This window comes from Pseudonocardia aurantiaca, assembly GCF_039526725.1.
Lineage (GTDB): Bacteria > Actinomycetota > Actinomycetes > Mycobacteriales > Pseudonocardiaceae > Pseudonocardia > Pseudonocardia aurantiaca.
The window spans coordinates 88668-105793 of sequence record NZ_BAAAJG010000007.1 but is presented as its reverse complement, the minus strand read 5'-3'; the positions used below and the strand labels follow the sequence as shown (position 1 = coordinate 105793).

General features: G+C 69.6%; 9 protein-coding genes. 6 read left to right on the top strand and 3 right to left on the bottom strand.

Going from position 1 to position 17126, the window contains the following annotated elements; genetic code table 11:
* The first annotated feature begins 85 nt into the window (after positions 1–85).
* The 6 genes from ABD143_RS09585 (at position 86) to ABD143_RS09555 (ending at position 12873) form a co-directional block, all read left to right on the top strand.
* Complete coding sequence (locus tag ABD143_RS09585; protein ID WP_343974444.1) at positions 86–2530, top strand: AAA family ATPase; 2445 nt, start codon at positions 86–88, stop codon at positions 2528–2530.
* Positions 2527–2886, top strand: coding sequence for a hypothetical protein (locus ABD143_RS09580; RefSeq protein WP_343974441.1), 360 nt, complete (start codon positions 2527–2529; stop codon positions 2884–2886). The genes ABD143_RS09585 and ABD143_RS09580 overlap by 4 nt, the downstream gene beginning before the upstream one ends.
* A gap of 147 nt (positions 2887–3033) precedes the next feature.
* On the top strand, positions 3034–3750 hold the full coding sequence (locus ABD143_RS09570; RefSeq protein ID WP_379659880.1) for a DUF4352 domain-containing protein: 717 nt from the start codon (positions 3034–3036) through the stop codon (positions 3748–3750).
* Positions 3751–3956: 206 nt separating this feature from the next.
* On the top strand, positions 3957–6845 hold the full coding sequence (locus tag ABD143_RS09565; RefSeq protein WP_343974439.1) for a hypothetical protein: 2889 nt from the start codon (positions 3957–3959) through the stop codon (positions 6843–6845).
* Positions 6842–11545, top strand: coding sequence for a DEAD/DEAH box helicase (locus ABD143_RS09560; RefSeq protein WP_343974436.1), 4704 nt, complete (start codon positions 6842–6844; stop codon positions 11543–11545). The genes ABD143_RS09565 and ABD143_RS09560 overlap by 4 nt, the downstream gene beginning before the upstream one ends.
* On the top strand, positions 11545–12873 hold the full coding sequence (locus ABD143_RS09555; protein WP_343974434.1) for a sigma-70 family RNA polymerase sigma factor: 1329 nt from the start codon (positions 11545–11547) through the stop codon (positions 12871–12873). The genes ABD143_RS09560 and ABD143_RS09555 overlap by 1 nt, the downstream gene beginning before the upstream one ends.
* Here the strand turns inward: ABD143_RS09555 and ABD143_RS09550 are convergent.
* The 3 genes from ABD143_RS09550 to ABD143_RS09540 all read right to left on the bottom strand — a co-directional run bounded on the left by ABD143_RS09550 (position 12870) and on the right by ABD143_RS09540 (position 17051).
* Positions 12870–15143 (bottom strand): GmrSD restriction endonuclease domain-containing protein, encoded by a 2274-nt coding sequence (locus ABD143_RS09550; RefSeq protein WP_343974431.1) that lies wholly within the window; start codon positions 15141–15143, stop codon positions 12870–12872. The genes ABD143_RS09555 and ABD143_RS09550 overlap by 4 nt on opposite strands.
* Before the next feature lie 223 nt (positions 15144–15366).
* On the bottom strand, positions 15367–15537 hold the full coding sequence (locus tag ABD143_RS09545; RefSeq protein ID WP_343974428.1) for a hypothetical protein: 171 nt from the start codon (positions 15535–15537) through the stop codon (positions 15367–15369).
* A gap of 404 nt (positions 15538–15941) precedes the next feature.
* On the bottom strand, positions 15942–17051 hold the full coding sequence (locus ABD143_RS09540; protein ID WP_343974426.1) for a hypothetical protein: 1110 nt from the start codon (positions 17049–17051) through the stop codon (positions 15942–15944).
* Between the last annotated feature and the right edge of the window lie 75 nt (positions 17052–17126).

Below are 17126 nucleotides of genomic sequence, written 5' to 3'. Positions count from 1 at the left end.
CTGAACCTTACCACAGCAAGCTTGTTGACAGAGTTAACAGGCTCTGATCCTATTGACGCGTCGGATCGGCAGAGAGGGGCACGACATGGACGTTACCGGCACGGGGTTGCACGAGCTGCTGTTCGAACGGGTCGTGGCCGATCCGACCCAGACGGAGCGTGGCAGGGACCTCGTCGTCGCAGCAGTGGAGGGGGACGCGGCCCTGCAGGCCCTGTTGGCCAGCGGTCCCCCACCGGCGACCGACGGCGCCGCTCGGCCGGCGCGGCCGGACGGGCCAAGCGGGATCTACCTGCGCTCGATCCGCGCTCAGGGGTTCCGGGGCGTGGGGCCGGACGCGATGCTCGATCTTCAGCCAGGTCCCGGCCTCACGGTGATCACGGGTCGCAACGGTTCGGGCAAGTCCAGCTTCGCCGAGGCCGCTGAGCTCGTGCTCACTGGCGACAGCTCCCGGTGGAGCGGGAAGCAGAACAACAAGGCGCTCTGGACCCAGGGCTGGCGCAACCTCCACGCGGTCGGACCGACCGAGATCGAGATCGAGATCGTCGCGTCGGACCAGAGTGGCCCAACGAGGGTCCGGATGAGCTGGGACGAGGGGCAGGAGCTCGGCGAAGACACCTGGACCGTCCAGCGACACGGGTGCAAGCGCGAACCGGTGGGCCGCGGCTGGCTCCCGGACCTCACGCTCTACCGCCCGTTCCTCTCCTACGGGGAGCTCGGCGCGCTGGTGGACAAGCGTCCGAGTGAGCTGCACGATGCGCTGCACAGTCTGCTCGGCCTCGGTGTTCTCGACGAGGCGCGCGACCGCTTGAGAGCGGCGCGAACGCCTCTCGACGCCCGTGCGAAGGCGCTGAAGGAGTCAAAGCAGCGCCTGCTCGCCGAGCTGGCCACCGTTGACGACGAGCGCGCCCGGCGCGCCGAGGAGCTGCTTCGAGCGACCAAGCCCGATCTCGACGCCCTGGGTGACCTGCTCCTCGGCGAGGATGCCGACGCCGAGGCGATCGACGACCTGCGCGCGCTGGTGGCGATCGCAGTGCCCGATGCGGGCGAGATCGCAGCGGCGGGCGACAGGGTTCGTGACGCCGCAGGTCGTGTCGCTGCCCTGAGCACGACCGGCGCGACGTCGGCGTCCGCGGTTGTGGCCCTGCTCCAGGCCGCGCTCGACCACCACACGGCGCACGGGGACGAGCGGTGCCCCGTCTGCAGGACCGGAACCCTCGACACAGCCTGGCGCGAGGGGACCACCACCGAGATCGAGCGGCTGCGGGGCGAGGCGGCGGACCTGCAGGCCGCGCGTGCGGAACAGCAGCACGCTGCCGAGTCCGCCCGGACGCTTGTCGCCGCCATCCCCGCGTTGCTGCGGAGGGCGCCGGCCGGGGTGGACGTCAGTGCCGTACTGGCGGCGTGGTCGGTGTGGGACGACACCCGCCGCGCCGATCCCGAGGACCTCCCGAAGGCCCTGCTCGGCGCGCACTCGGAGCTCGTCGCGGCTCTTGCCGACATACAGGTTGCGGCGAGGGAAGCACTCGTCCGGCTCGATGAGACCTGGCGGCCGGTGTCGTCACGCCTGTGGGCTTGGCACGAGGAAGCGGTCACCGTGGCCCGCGAGGCAACGACGATCGCCGATCTCCGCAAGGCGGAGACCTGGTTGAAGACGGCCGCATCGGACCTGAGCAACGAGCGCATGAAGCCCTTCGCCACGCGCTCGCAGGAGATCTGGCGGCAGCTGCGGCAGGAGAGCAACGTCGCTCTGGGCGGGATCACGCTGGCCGGTAGCGGCACTCAGCGCAAGCTGCTGCTGGACGTGAGCGTCGACGGCAGTGACACCGCGGCGCTGAGCGTGATGAGCCAGGGTGAGCTGCACGCGCTGGGGCTCTCGCTGTTCCTGCCCCGCGCCACCCGGGACGAGAGCCCGTTCCGCTTCCTCCTGATCGACGACCCGGTCCAGGCGATGGACCCCGCGAAGGTCGACGGCCTTGCCCGCGTGCTTTCCGAGATCGCGAAGACGCGGCAGGTCGTCGTCTTCAGCCACGACGATCGGCTGGCCGACGCGGTCCGCCGGCTGCCGGACCCCGCGCGCATCTACGAGGTGCAGCGCCGCGAACGGTCACAGGTCCAGGTGGTCCCCAATTCCGATCCGATCACCCGCTACCTGTCGGACGCCACCGCGGTGATCAAGGACAAGGACATGCCCGACGACCTGCGCCGGGAGATCGTGGCGAACTGCTGTCGCGGGGCGTTGGAAGCCGCCGCCCACACCAAGGTGCGCAGAGTCCGGCTCGGCCGCGGCGACGCACACGCCGACGTCGATCGTGCATTGGCCGCGGCCGCGAAGACGCACGACAAGGTGACCTTGGCTGTGTTCGACGACCCAGACCGCGGCGGCGACCTGCTTCCCCGCCTCAACCGCGTCGGGCGCTGGGCCGGTGACACGCTGCAGGCCTGCAAGGAAGGTGCGCACCGGACCTACAACGGCGACCTCGCAGCGCTGGTGAGCAACACCCGCGCTCTCGCGAAGTGGGTGCTGCAGTGAACGACGGCACCCAGGTCCGGCTGGACCAGACCGAGAAGCTGCTCGATGCCCGCTCGCTGCGCGGGACATGGCCGCGGTGGGCCGTCTGGCTGATCCGCCTGGCCGTCGAGCACGAGCTCGACGCTCTCTGGGCGCGGCGCTCCCCCGAGGTGGTCGGCTGCAGCCGGCGCGCGCAGCTGCTCGCGCTCGGCGTCGTCCTCGACAGCGAGACTCAGCATCGCGTCGCCGAGCTGTGGAACACGCTCAGCCGCGCCGCCCATCACCACCACTACGAACTCGCTCCCACCGCAGCGGAGCTGCGCGGCTGGCTCGATGAGGCCCGCCTGCTCTGCGCACATCTCGCGAACCGCGTCTGAGCGCGCCGCAAGGACGGCGCAAGACGCGACAATCCTGATCGAAAGGCAATAGCCATGAACCAGTACGTCCCCCACTACCCCCAGCCCGGCCCCGGCTACCCGCCCCCCGCCCCGACCCCGCAGAACGGCCTCGGCACGGCCGGGTTCGTGCTCGGCCTGGTCGGGCTGTTGTTCTCGTTCATCCCAGTGATTGGGGTGATCGCCTGGCCGCTGGTGCTGCTCGGGTTGGTGTTCGCCGGGATCGGCCTGTCCCGCGTCCGCGCCGGGCGGGCGACCAACAAGGGGCTGACGATCGCCGGCCTGGTCTGCTCCGCGATCGGCCTGGTGATGTGCATCCTCTACACCGCTGCTTTCAGCGCAGCTGTGTCGGCGCCGCCGGCAGCGCCGAGCACGCCCAACGTGGTCGCACAGCCGGTCCCCAACATCTCGGCCGACCAGAGTGGCGGCGATGTCCCCTCGGCCACTGCCAGCATCGGTGACCAGATTCAGGACGGCTCGTTCGGCTTCACCGTCACTGATGTGCAGACCGGCCTGCAGGACCTCGGAGAGGGCTTCCTGCGCTCCGAGGCGCAGGGCAGCTATGTACTGGTCCACGTCACAGTCACGAACGTCGGCACCGAATCGCAGATGTTCACCAGCGCCAACCAGACGCTGCTAGATGCACAGGGCCGCGAGTTCGAGGCCGACGCGGGCGCCGCGCTGATGAACGTGCCGGACAGTGAGTCATTCCTGACCGACATCAACCCCGGCAACAGCGTCGACGGGGTCCTCGTCTTCGACGTGCCGGAGGGGCTCAGCCCCGCCGCCATCGAGCTGCACGAGTCGATGTTCTCGGGGGGAGCGCTCGTCTCGCTCGCCGGGTGAGGGAGACGGACAGGCCGCGGCGGCCACTGCTTGTAACGCGCCGCATGCGCGCGTCGGTTTACGGGTCAACTAGATCGTCGGGGAGGTGTCCGAGGGTGCACACCGCACCGGGGACCGCTGCGCCCTCGGCTCCGGCACCGACCGGCCCGCCGCGGGTGGACACGCGAGAGCTGACGGAGACGACGGACTCCGCAGCGTGTAGGGCTATGACGATCGTGGCGGTTCCCCGCCCGGCCACTTCACAACCGCCACGCACCGTCCCCGCCCGCGAACTCCTCGACGAGAGCGAGCGTGCATGGTCGGCGGACGTGCTCGCTGCACTGCGCCAGACAGCGACACCCGGCGAGCATCACCGACGGAAGCTGGTGCTGCAGGCACTCGCAGCTTACGAACGGCTCCGCCTGGGACAGGCGTCGACATCAGACGAGCTCACTGTCTTCCGACGCTGGCCGGCGTGCACGGTCGTCGCGCTCACCAGCCTCGCCGCCGCGGGGATCACGGTCCTCCGCCAGAAACTCATCGAGGCTGATCCCGCCATCACGGAGGCCTGGTGGTTCAGGGGCTGGGCAGTCTGTTGGGCCGAGCTCGGCGGACACGACGCCACGGACATCCCCGGCGCTTCTGTCCTGCGGGCGGCGTCGATCCCGACCGACCAGCTTTCCGGGCCGGAGTTCGGGCTCGATCCGCAGCGCGGTGCGCTCATCATCACTCTCCCGGCTCCTCTGGCCGCCGGCGCGACGGTCACGGCAGGCGGAAGCCAATGTGTGCCGCAAGGTGCTCGCTGGCTGATTGCGCGACCGACCCCGGTCGTCACGTGCGAGGACGCGCTCGGTGAGATCCACCGGGTGCAGGTAGTCGACGCCGCCGACCCACTGCTGCTGTTCTCCGAGCCCGGCGCGCTCCTGCCGACGAACGAGTCATTGCCGCCCGGCGAGGCGTGGATGCTGCACCTCGGCGAACCCGCCTCCGGCTGGGCGGAGGGTCCAGCTCGCGTCCTCGAACGCCGTCCCCCGCCGATCGGGTGGTCGCGGTGGCGCCTGCTCCGCGTCCTGCTCGGTCCAGGATCAGCGGTGCGGTCCGCGGTCGACCACGGCTCCGGGCCGAGGTACGGGGCGTGGCGTCACGTCGCGCCCGGAGCCGGGCACGGATCAGCCGAGGTTATCTTTCCCGATCCCCTTCCTGGGGTCTTTGGGCCGGCCGGTGAAGAGGTCTATCCCTCACCCCCGCAGCTGCGCCTGTCCGGCGAGCCCGCGGCAGTGTGGGACGTTCATGTGAGGCCGGCCGGCTCTCCCCGTACCAGCAGCGTCACCGCGCACGGCGGGGAGTGCATCCCGCTGCGGGACGGGCGTTCCGGTTCGATGCTCGGGCGGTACCGGGTCCGGGCCGCTGGCGGCGGCGCGCCGGTCGTCGCCGAATTCACGATCGCCGAGGGTGTCTCGATCACGCCCGATCGGCGGGTCCGTGTCCTGAGCCCGCACGGCGGGCTTAGGCCGGCGCGCGCAACCGTCACCGCTCCTCGCGGGGTTCGGGCTGAGCCTGCGGAGATGCGGTTCGGGCCGTACCAGCGGGAGGCTCAGCTCGTCCTGCGCGGCCCTGACGACCGCATCGCGCGGCTGCGCGTCCAGATCCCTCATTGCGCGGTTCGCATCCGCTACTCCGAACGAAGCGAGGACTGGGAGATCACGCCGCGTACCCTCACGATCGAGGCGCTCATCGCCGGAGCCCAGCTCGACATCCGGCTTCCCGCGGAGTTGCGTGCGGGGATCGGCGCAGCGCCCGCGCTGGCCGTCGAGACCGACACCGACCCGACCGTCCAGGAGATCCACGGGCACCGGGTGGGGAGCGGCGACGTCCAGCGTTACCGCCTGGACCGGCTCGTCGACACAGTGCGGGCCCTGGGGACGGTCCGCCTTCGGGTCGTGCTACCGGGGCAGGAAGTCGTCGTCGCGACAATTCGTGGCAATGCTCCGGCAGGCGGCATCGTGCGCGCTGGCGCCGCGCTCCGGTTCCAGGACCGCGGGGCCGGGCCGCTCCGGGTCCAGGTGCACGCGCGCTGGGCGCCGTGGCTCGCTCCGCAGATCATCGAGCTCCCAGACGGAGCAGCGGAGGTTCCGCTCGCCGCACCGTTCGACACGGGGACACCGCTCGCTGTGCTCGTACAGCCGTCCGGAAACGTCCGCGTCTCCGGCTGGCCGGACGTGCGCGACCTGCCACGCGGCGCCGTGCTGTTCGATGTACTTGCAACAGCCGGCGACGGCCTCCCGCTGACTGCCTCCGGCGCTCGCGCCATGTCCGCATACCTCGCCGGGCGTGCGCCGCTCCCAGATGGCGCGGAGCACCTCCACCTCGTCTGGCACGTCGCCGCGCGGGCCCCGGTGGTGCTCGGAGGTGGGCTAGGCGACCTGACGGCCCAGGAGTGCGCAGCCCATCTCGGCGCCCACCCCTTCGCCGCCCTGCGCGCGGTGACCCGCGCACGCGTGCGGACGGACGAGATCGTCGTCCCCCTAATCCGCTCGGGACTTGCTGCGCATGACCTCCGCCGGGTCCCCGACCCCGACGCGGTGCGATTGGCGTGGCAGATGAGCCCGCTCTCCGCACTGATCGCGACGAGCCCCCTGCTGCCCTACCTCGCCGGCATCGACGGCTGGGATCCAGCCGAGCTGGACGACGCCGAACGTCGGCTGCTCGACCAGATCTCCGACAGGTGCTCCGCGCCCGCACTCGCGGTCCTCGCTGGAGCGCCGTTCTTGGAGTCGCTGCGCGCTGTCGACGCGCTCGCCTCTGAAGAGCGGCAACTGCCTGGCCCGCCCTCGCTCGAGATCCCGGCGCCAGAGCTCGAACCCGTTCGCGCTCTCGGTCGGGCTACAGGGTTCGAGCTCCTCAGGAAGGCAGCACCATCGCTCGCGTGCGCCCTTGTGGCCCGGCTTGCCGCACACGGCGACCGCGACGCCGCCGAGGTCGAACGGCAGATCCGCCATACCTGGATCCGGATCGCCAGGGCCGTCCCGCAACTCGCCGGCAACGACATCGTGCTCGCCGAATTCGTGACGACCCGCCGCCTCGGCGTCGGCGACCCCGCAAGGAGTGCTCCGTGACATCGTTCGACCCGCTCGGCACCAGCTCGCAGATCACCGACGGCTACCGGCGCTACCTGCGTTCCCTGCTCCCCCTGCGCGACGATGCGCTGGCCGCCGCGCTGGACCTGGCCATCGACACCAGCCGCATGCTGGCCAAGGGTCCGCTGCTGGAGTCCACGCCCGCCTACGCATCAGGCCCGACGATCGGAGAGCTGGTCGCCGAAGGCGTCCTGGACAGCGGCTTCCTCCGGTTCACAGGCCCACACCTGCCCGCGGACCGGCCGCTGTACCGGCACCAGGAGCAAGCGATCCGCAAGGTCTGCGCCGGCCGCAACGTCGTCGTCGCGACGGGCACCGGTTCGGGAAAGACCGAGAGCTTCCTGCTTCCGATCCTTGCTCATCTGGCCCGAGAATCGGCCGCCAGCACGCTCGACCCCGGCGTGCGGGCCCTTCTGCTTTACCCGATGAACGCGCTTGCCAACGACCAGCTCAAGCGACTGCGGTCGGTGCTCGCGGACGTCCCGGAAGTCACCTTCGGCCGCTACACCGGCGATACAAAGGAGGACCGCCGTCGCGCGGAGGAGGACTTCGGCCGGCTCCACCCTGGCCAGCGCAGGCTGCCCAACGAGCTGCTGAGCCGCGAGGAGATGCGGCATTCTCCCCCGCACCTGCTTCTCACCAACTACGCGATGCTTGAGTACCTGCTGCTCCGCCCGCAGGACATGGACCTTTTCGACGGAGAACGCTCCGGCCGCTGGCGCTTCGTCGTCGTCGATGAGGCCCACGTCTACGACGGTGCCAAGGGCGCCGAGCTCGCGATGCTCTTGCGCCGCCTCCGCGACCGCGTCGGCGCGGGAGCCGATCTCCAGGCGATCGCCACGAGCGCGACCGTCGGTGCCGACCGCCATCCTCGCGCCGTCACCCGCTTCGCCACCGACCTGTTCGGACTGCCGTTCGACTGGGACACCAGCGCCGACGGTCACCGTGACCTGGTCAGGGCCGTGACTGTCGACGGCCGCACCGGCCCGGAGTGGGGACCGCTACCTGCCGATGCGTACGCGGCCATCGCTGCGTCGGACGATCCCGCGGCGGCGATCACCGCGGCTGCCGCCGCCACCAGCTGGCACGGGCGCGGCAGCGCGGCGGACGCACTCCGCGACGAGGCACGGCTCCGGCGCCTGCGCCACGCACTCGCTGCCGGACCACGGCCGATCGGCGAGGTGGCGGAACTGGTGTTCGGCTCCGCCGGTGCGGAGTCCAGCCTCACGGCGCTGGTGGGGCTCGCAAGCCGGATTCAAGACACCGACGGGTCTCCCGCGGTTTCGGCGCGGTTTCACCTCTTCGTCCGGGCAACCGAGGGGGCCTTCAGCTGCCTCGGGCCCGACAGCCCGCACCTTGGTCTCAGCCGCCGGGAGCAGTGTGACCGGTGCCCACGAGTGGTCTTCGAGCTCGGGGGGTGTCGCCGCTGCGGCGCCGTACACCTCCACGGCGCCCTCGCGGCTGCCGGTAGGGGTGTCCGACACGTGCCCTGGAAGGCCGGCGGTGACCGGCACCACGCCTGGCTCCTCCTCGAAGAGAACGCCTCGACGTCGGAGCACGACGAGGACGACGCCTCGCTCGAAGACGTGCGCGCCGCTGAAGGCGCTCGGCGACACCTGTGCGTGGGCTGCGGCAGCCTCCATGAACAGCCCGTCGTGTTGTGCGAGTTCGATGGCTGCCCCGGGACCGAATTGCGGCCCGTCCAGCTCCTCGACTCCCGGTCGGAGTCGCTCGATTCCTGTGCGGCGTGCGGGGCCCGGGGAAGCCGCCTCATCCGTCTGCTCGAGAGCGGAAGCGAGGCGGCTGCCTCCGTGCTCGGAACCGCCCTCTACCAGGCGTTGCCGCCCGACGAGCACGGATTCGCCGCGAATCTGCCGGGTCAGGGCCGGAAGCTCCTGTTCTTCAGTGACAGCCGTCAGATGGCGGCGTACTTCGCGCCCTACCTCCAAGACACTCACGCCCGCCTGGCCCAACGCCGCATGATCACGATTGGGCTGCGCCGGTGGGCCGGCGACGAGGACGGTGATCCCGCCACGATCTCGGACACCGTCGACGCGACCGAACGGGCGGCGCGAGAACACGTCTTCGACGAGGACACCTCCCGCGCCGAGCGGAAGGCCGAGATCGCCCGCTGGGTCGTGCACGAGACGATCAGCTACGACGACCGCCAGTCCCTCGAGGGTGTTGGTCTGCTGCGGATCGAGCTCAACCGCAAGGCGCATTGGCTGCCTTCGAGGCCCCTGACCGAACTCGGTCTCACCGACGAGGAGTCCTGGAGCCTGCTGCAGGAGCTACTCCGCACGCTGCGTGCCCAGGGCGCGATGGACATGCCCGACGAAGTTGACCCGGCCGACGAGGCCTTCGCGCCGCGGCGCGGACCGATCTACGTGCGCGGTATCGGCTCCGAGAAGGCCAACAAGGTGCTGAGCTGGCTGCCGACCACCGGGACGAACCGGCGGGCGGACTACATCGCCCGAGTCCTGCACACCCTCGACAGCGCGACCGACGCCAAGCAGGTCCTCGACGCCCTGTGGCAGGACCTCGACCCGGACCGCGGCGGCGACGGCCCGCACACCTGGTTCCGCTCGGACACCCTGGCTCGCGTCGGCACCGTCCGCCGGATCGACCACCGGAAGCTGCGGCTGCGCGTGGTCGACGAGCAGGAGCAGATGTTCCGTTGCACCCGCTGCCGGCGCCTCGCCGCAGTGTCGGTCCGCGGCGTGTGCACCACCCTGCGCTGCGACGGCCGTCTCGAGCCGTGGCACCGGCCGGCGACGGAGTTGGAACGCGATCACTACCGGCACCTCTACCTCACGTCCGCACCTGTGCCCATGACGGTGCAGGAACACACGGCACAGTGGACGAGCGAGAAGGCCGCCGAGATCCAGGGTGGCTTCGTCCGCGGGGAGATCAACGCGCTCTCGTGTTCGACCACCTTCGAGCTAGGCGTGGACGTCGGCGAGCTGCAGGCCGTAATCCTGCGGAACATGCCGCCGACCACGGCCAACTACGTCCAGCGCGCCGGCCGGGCGGGCCGGCGTTCCGATTCCGCCGCGCTCGTGCTGACTTATGCACAGCGCCGTTCGCACGACCTGTCACGGTTCGCCGAACCCGAGAAGATGATCGCTGGCGAGATGCGTGCGCCCATCGTTCCGCTGACGAACGTGCGGATCGACCGCAGGCATGCTCACTCGGTCGCGCTCGCCGCGTTCTTCCGCACGATGGCCCGGCACCGGCACACGGTCTGGCGCACCGCTGGCGAGTTCTTCCTCCCGCCGGAGCACTGCCCGCCCGACCACATCGGCGCCGTCGACCTGCTCTGCCGCTACCTCAGGCCGAGCGTGCCAGCCCCTGTCCGGGCCAGCCTGGAGCGGGTGCTTCCCGAGGCGGTGCTGGAAGAGATCGGGGTCGCCGACGACGGCTGGGTGGCCGAGCTGATGCGCCTCGTCGAGGACGCCGGAGCCCAGTTGCAGGAGGACGTCGCCGCCTTCGAGGCGCGCCGCGACGCAGCCGCGCGGGAGCAGAAATACGGGCTGGCCGAGCAGTGCCGGAAGGTGATCGAGACGCTCCGCCGTAGGCCGTTGATCGACTTCCTCGCAACCCGGAACGTCCTGCCCAAGTACGGCTTCCCCGTGGACACCGTCGAGTTGCGGACCGATCGAGTGCGCGGCGGCCGGGACCGGGTGCTCGAGCTGACCCGGGACCTCAGCCTGGCGATCAACGAGTACGCCCCCGGGTCTGAGGTGATCGCGGGCGGCCAGCGGTGGACCTCCGGAGGTGTCTACCGGCTACCTGGCCGCGACCTCGTCAACCGCTACTACAGCGTCTGTGAGGGGTGCGGCCACTACCGTGAGGGCATCGAGCCGCCCGATGCCGAGTGCCCGGCCTGCCATGTCGTGCAGACCCGGTCAGCCCGGCACTACATGGAACCGGCCTATGGATTCGTGGCGAGCGACAGCACGGCGCAGGGTGCTTCTCAGGCACCGCGCCGGTCGTGGAGCGGTGCGACGTACATCGTCGGCTCGGATGCCGACGTCCGCACAGGGGCGACCGAATTCGGGAACGGGAGCCTCATCAAGTGGCGGGCTGGGGCGCGGGGGCGGTTCGTTGCGATCAGCGAGGGGCCGGGCAAGGCAGGCTTCCTGATCTGCGACTGGTGCGGATGGGGCACGTCGGCCGCCGGCAAGCGGCCTCGGGAGCACAAGCACCTGCTGCGCGGTGCGACGTGCACCGGACCCCTCACCCCGTACTCACTCGCGCATCGTTACGAGACCGACTTCCTCGAGTTGGCGTTCGAACCGCTCGTCACGCTGCGGAGCACCCCTGCCGAGCTGCGGTCGGCGGTGTACGCGTTGCTGGAGGGCGCCGCGATCGCGCTGGAGATCAGCCGCGACGACATCGACGGGACTGTGCACCGGGACGTGACGGGGCGGCCCACGCTCGTGCTGTTCGACACCACCCCCGGCGGCGCCGGCAACGTCCTGCGGATCGCCGACGGCCTCGGTGACGTGGTCGACGCCGCCGTCGGGCGGGTCGAGCGCTGCGACTGCGGCCCGGAGACGAGCTGTTACGGCTGTTTGCGTGCCTTCCGCAACGAGCGGTATCACGAAGAGCTCTCGCGTCGAGCCGCCCTGGCCATGCTGCGGCGATTCGCTCTTTCCGGCGTGGAGGTCCACTGATGCTCGACGCCCAGCTCACGGATACGTCGTGGGCTTCGGCCGCTCGATCGCTAGTCGGGACCAACGGTCGACGGTCCGTGTCGTTCCCTGCACTCGCCGCGGCGGTCCAGGACTTTGCGCTGTCCGAGGACGAGGTCGGTTTCCTGCTGGCCGAGCTGCAGCGCCACGGGGTCGGTGTGCCGGATGACCTCGCCGAGCTGGCCCGGCCCGCACCCGAGGTACCTGCCCAGCGGAGCCCGCCCTCCATCCATCTGCCTCCGCTGCTGGGCGACGAGATCCTCGACCTCAGCGCCATCTCCCTCGCGGACCTGGGGCTGCTTCGAACGTCACCAGCAGCGCCGACCGTCCCGGCGGCGAGGTCACGACGCCCGGATTACACGGCGAACGCTCCCCGGACCGAATGGATCGACGACGAACCAGTTCGCCACGAGCCACCCAGCCTGGACATTCTGAAGCTGTACCGGAAGCAGGCCAATGAATATCGACTGCTCGACGCTGCGGAAGAGGTCGAGCTGGCGAGGCGGATCGAGGTGGGTGTCCTGGCGCAGGAGCGGCTGCACACGCGCCGACCTGCAGAGCAAGAGCAGCACAACCTTCAGTACCTCGTCGTCGAGGGCCGGGCGGCCTTCGATCGGTTCGTGACGGCGAACCTGCGGCTGGTCCTGTCGGTCGCTTGGAACTACGAGGGGCGCGGGCTCGACTTCCTTGATCTCGTGCAAGAGGGCAACGGTGGGCTCATCCGGGCTGTGCAGAAGTTCGACTACATGCAGGGCACGAAGTTCTCGACATACGCGACCTGGTGGATCCGGCAGGCGATCAGCCGGGCGCTCGCGGATCAAGCGCGAACGATCCGCTATCCCGTTCATGTCGTCGAGAAGCTCAACGTGGTTCAGCGGATCAGAGACGGACTCGGGGAAGCCCCGCTGAGTGGGGTCGCAGCGGCGGCGAAGCTGCCCGAGCGCGAGGTCCACGATCTCCTCTTCGGGCTGCCCTACACCGTGCCCTTCGAGGGGGCGGTCGAGCAGCTCGGGCAGGAGCAGCTCGAGGCGCTCGGACGTCGCCACAGTACCTATTTTGAGACAGATGCGTCTCTACCGCGCGGGACGGATCCGGACGACGTGCGTTTCGCGCTTCTCGCCTGCTCGGAGCGCGAACGCCGCGTGCTCGAACTCCGCTTCGGGTTCGTCGGCGAACCGCTGACGCTTGAGCAGATCGGCCAGGAGTTCGGGCTCACGCGAGAGCGCATCCGGCAAATCGAGTCCAAGGCCCTCGAGAAGTTCCGCCTTGCCCTCCACAAGATGACAAAGGACAGTCGGCCCGCGGACTAGTCGGCTCGAGACGGCTGTCCGGAGTATCCGAACTCCTCGAGCCGGGCAATTGCAACGTCTCGCTCCTCGGTGGAGAACAGCGCGGCGAAGCGCTCGTCGACTACCAGGGCTTCCACCGCGAGATCAAGCCGCTGCCGCTCCCAGAGCAGGACGAAGCCGTCGCTCACTGCCGGCGCGTGCAGGAGTCGGCGGACAGCTCCCAGTGTCCCGTGCTCGGAGATCATCACTTTGAAGTAGCGCGGGTTGTAGTGCAGTTCACGCTCGGAGAGATCCATGGCGTGCCGCACCGCTTCATCGAACGAGCGACCGAGCCCATGGGCCGGCTCCTCGGTCTCGGGTACGTAGTCCGTATCGGGCTCCTGGTCGGCCGGCGGCTCGTCCTCCTGGTCACCGGACGCGAGGAGGTTCCTGTGGTGAGCCGCGCCACGAAGGGCGTCCACCGCCGTGAAGACCTCGTAACCCAGCTCGGCGAGTCGTGGCAGATCCGCCTCCTCGGGGTCGAGCTCCAGCACCACCGGGGAACCCTGGCCGGGCTGCAGCCCGGCTGGCCAGAACGCCTCCGCCACGGCCAAGACTGCACCGGATCGCGGATCGGCTATCTCAGCGTCGAGCGCGGGCTTCGCATAGCCCATGCCGATCAGCTCGTCGACAAGCGATCGGATCTGAGCCGCCCGAGCGTCAGCCTCATCGGTCTCCGGCGAAACCTCGATGGCTACGAGTCGCGCCCACGGCCGCGTACCGGCCAGCAATTCTCCGAAGAACGCGTTCGCCGCCCGGGCAAGCATCTCGCGGCGCGCGGCGAGGAATTCACGATAATTCTCGATCCGCCACAGCGCGGGGTCCTCGGGGATGAACTGAGAGCGCAGGGCAGCGGGGTCGAGGGCGCTCAGGTAGGCGGCAGGCTCGAGACCGGCGAACTGCATCGCAGACGACGGGGTGAGGAACGCGAAGCCGGCGATCTGATTCACCTCGGCGCGCGTGTAGCCAGCCTTGTTCAGGGTATGCTTCGGGAAGATTTCGTGGACCTGGACTGCCGAAGCGTTCGAGCCCAAAGAATGCCCGGTGACGAGGTCACGCGCTCCTGTGACCCGCGCCAGCATGTAGACGAGCGGGTAGGATCGGGCGCCGCGTCCGACGCCCTCGAAGTCCTGTGCGTCGATCGTCATGTTGCCCTTGCGGGTGCGAGCCAACGAGCCGATCACGCCGTCTATCCCGGACTTGTCGACGGTCTCCAGGTCTTTGGCGAGGAACGTCTCGGTCGAGCCAGCGAACCGCCCACGCAGGGCCGCGTGGACGTACCAATACAGGGCCTTGTCCGCCTCCGCGCCGTCGGTAAAGCGGCCGCGGCGATTGTGCAGATGGCGCGAGATAACGGGGATCGCGTACCGGCCCATGAGGACGCGGTCGTGGTCTAGACCGAGCCGGCCGACAGCGAGATCACGCAAGAAGTGGTCGACGTGGTGCAGGGTCGCATTCAGCGAGTCCTGGAACTCCGACGCAGACACATCTTCCAGCGCGGAGAACGGCGCCCGGCCTGTGGCGACGGCGTTGACGTTGCGCAGCAGCCAATCCGGTGTGAACGAGAAGCCCTCGTCGCGCCACCGGTCCAGATTGCGGCGCATCGCCGGGCGCGCGTCACCCCACTCGGAACAGATCCTGGCGAGCGCGAGGTCACCCTTGGAGAGCTTTGTCCCGCCGGAGTTGACCCGGTTGAAGATGTCGACCACGACGTCAACCGTCTTGTCTCCACCGGTGATCGCCTCGATGTGGAAAACGCGCTCCACGATGTTGCGGACCTTCTGAAGCCGGTCGACATAGTCGGTGAAGCGGTCGCGGGTCTCGGGATGCGTGGAGAGGATCGCGTAGGTCTCCCCCGGGCCCTCCACGAACAGCGCCGTGACATCGACCCACCTCGGGTCGTCCTTCATCTTCACCGGGGCGTGGAACTGGAAGGCCTCGGTCTCGACGTTGAACCGCAGCCCGGCGAATGCGTCGGAGTCGCCCTCGAAGAACGACGGCGGGCGCCCGCGCACGATGCCGTACAGGGTGGTAACGCGCTGCTGGCCGTCGAGCAGAAGCTGCTTCGGACCCGACGTCGCGTCCACACCGCGGACCGGGTGCCCGCTCCCCTCGGTCTCCCACACGAGCAGCGCCCCGACCGGATAGCCGTAGTACAAGGACCGCATCAGACCGCGGACCTGGTCGCGGTTCCACACGTAACCTCGCTGGAACTCGGGGAGGAGCATCGATCCGGCGTCGATCTGGTCCAAGATCGTGCTCAACTTCGCCATGCCGTGTACTCCCTGCTGCCCCTGCCGCCGAGGGGCTCAGCGATCGTGCGTCTCGCGCTGCGGCCCGTTCGCGCTGATCTGCCTGCGCTGGTCGCGCGAACGACCCGTCTGAGTACCGCTGCGCGGGGCGGAACCGTTACGGGTCGTCAGGAGATCCACTCGGTCAGGCGCTCTGTCGGCACCTCGTCTGCAGCCCCGGAATTCACCCCGTGACCGGCGACCGCACCCACGCCTCCTCGATCAGCGCGACGACCTCCTCGTCACCGCGTCGCCGGAACGCGCTCAGGATTCGGCGCGGCTTGGCGTCGGCATCGAGCCCGGCAGCGACTGCGAGAACAGGCGTCGCGTCGCCCTCCACCGGATCGGCGCCCACGAACTCGAGAGCCCCGCTCCGCGGTTCATCTCCGGAAGCGCCCGGGACAGCGAGCCGACGCCGTTCAACCGCTCGGCCAACTCGGCGACGCTGCGCGGCACGGGTTCGACCAGGACGTCCGGACGGTGCTCCGGCAGCTCTATCAGCCGCGCGCGGTCGAGCCCTGCGAGGGACGTGGCGAGCGACACGGCCCCGATCGCACCATCCACTCCCGCGTGCCCGTGTCGAGGCCGACGATGCAATGGTGCCCAGTCGCGGAGGCCCGCTGGTCCTCACCCTTCCTGTCTTCCCCGCCATTTGCTTCGACGTACTCGATTCCAAGGGGCGGACGTTGCCCGTCGCAGCCGAAGTCGTCGTGTCGGTGCGGTTCCGCGTTCGACACCTCACGAGCGAGGTCTCTTGACCTACGCCAGCCGCTCCGGCGCCCGGGCCGCCGCCTCCGCCCGAACGGCGGCATCGAAGTGCTTCCGGGCCAGCGCCAGCCACTCCACCTCGTCGCACCCGGGTTCTTCGTCGGTGTCGAGGTAGGTCGCATGCAGCGCGCCGAGCGCCTGGAGCCCGCCGACGAGACCGTTGAGGAGGCACCGGGCCGGACGCTTGGGATCGAGCACGGTGAAGTGCGGCTCCTCGGGAACCGAGCGACGCTCTGCCCATACCAGTCCATGGGATGCGAGGACCGCCGCCTGCAGCAGATCGCAAACGATGCCGAGGGCCGAGCAGTCCCCGTCGTCCGATGGCGCGAGCCGCAGCACGGCGCGTGGCACGGCCGGATCGAACTGCTGGACATGCTCAGCCTGAACGAGCACCTCCTCTCCGGTGGTCTTGGCAAGGGTCGCCACCACGGTGACCGCGGCGAGGAACCAGTGGAGTGCCGCGACGGACGCGGCAGCCGAGTCCACGTCCGTGTAGAGCCGGGGGCTCCCCATGGGCACGTCGTGCAGGAGGCGGTCGGCCACCGAGATCTGCTCTGGAGACGGCACGAGGCGCGTGAGCACAACGGCCTGCTGGGCACGGCCGGCAAGGTCGCCGCGATCGGCGTTTCCGACTGCCGCGATCTCCTCCTCGACATCGGCGGTCACCGCGCGACTGGCTCCGGCGCTGCCCACCTTCTGCAAGAGCCGACCGACGGCATGAGCGCACTCCACCACTGGATGCTCGTCCACGCGGAGGAGCCCCGCGCGCGGCAAGTTCGGGCGCCGCATCGCTGCGCGAACGGCTGCGACCGGGATGTCGAACACCTCTGGCGAGGTGTAGCTCAGCCAAGCCACATCCGACATGCGGGTCAGGGCGTAGGCCAGGTGCAGCCCGACAGTCTGCAGAGTGGCTGCGTTGAGTCGTGCGACTGGGTGGAGGATCGCCCCTATGCCTGTGTCCCACACGGCCACGAGTTGGCCGGTGCTGGCGTCGTACGCGTAGGTCGTCATCTGCGGAGGATCGCCTGCGCACCGCCCTGCCCTGGCCGGAATCGTGGAATTCATTCGCTTCTGCAAACCTATTACGTCCGGCAGACCCACAGACCTCCTTCGCGTTGCTGAGCGCAGTCAGCTCGCCGCGGGCGACTGCTGGCAGTGGAACGATCCGACGACAGC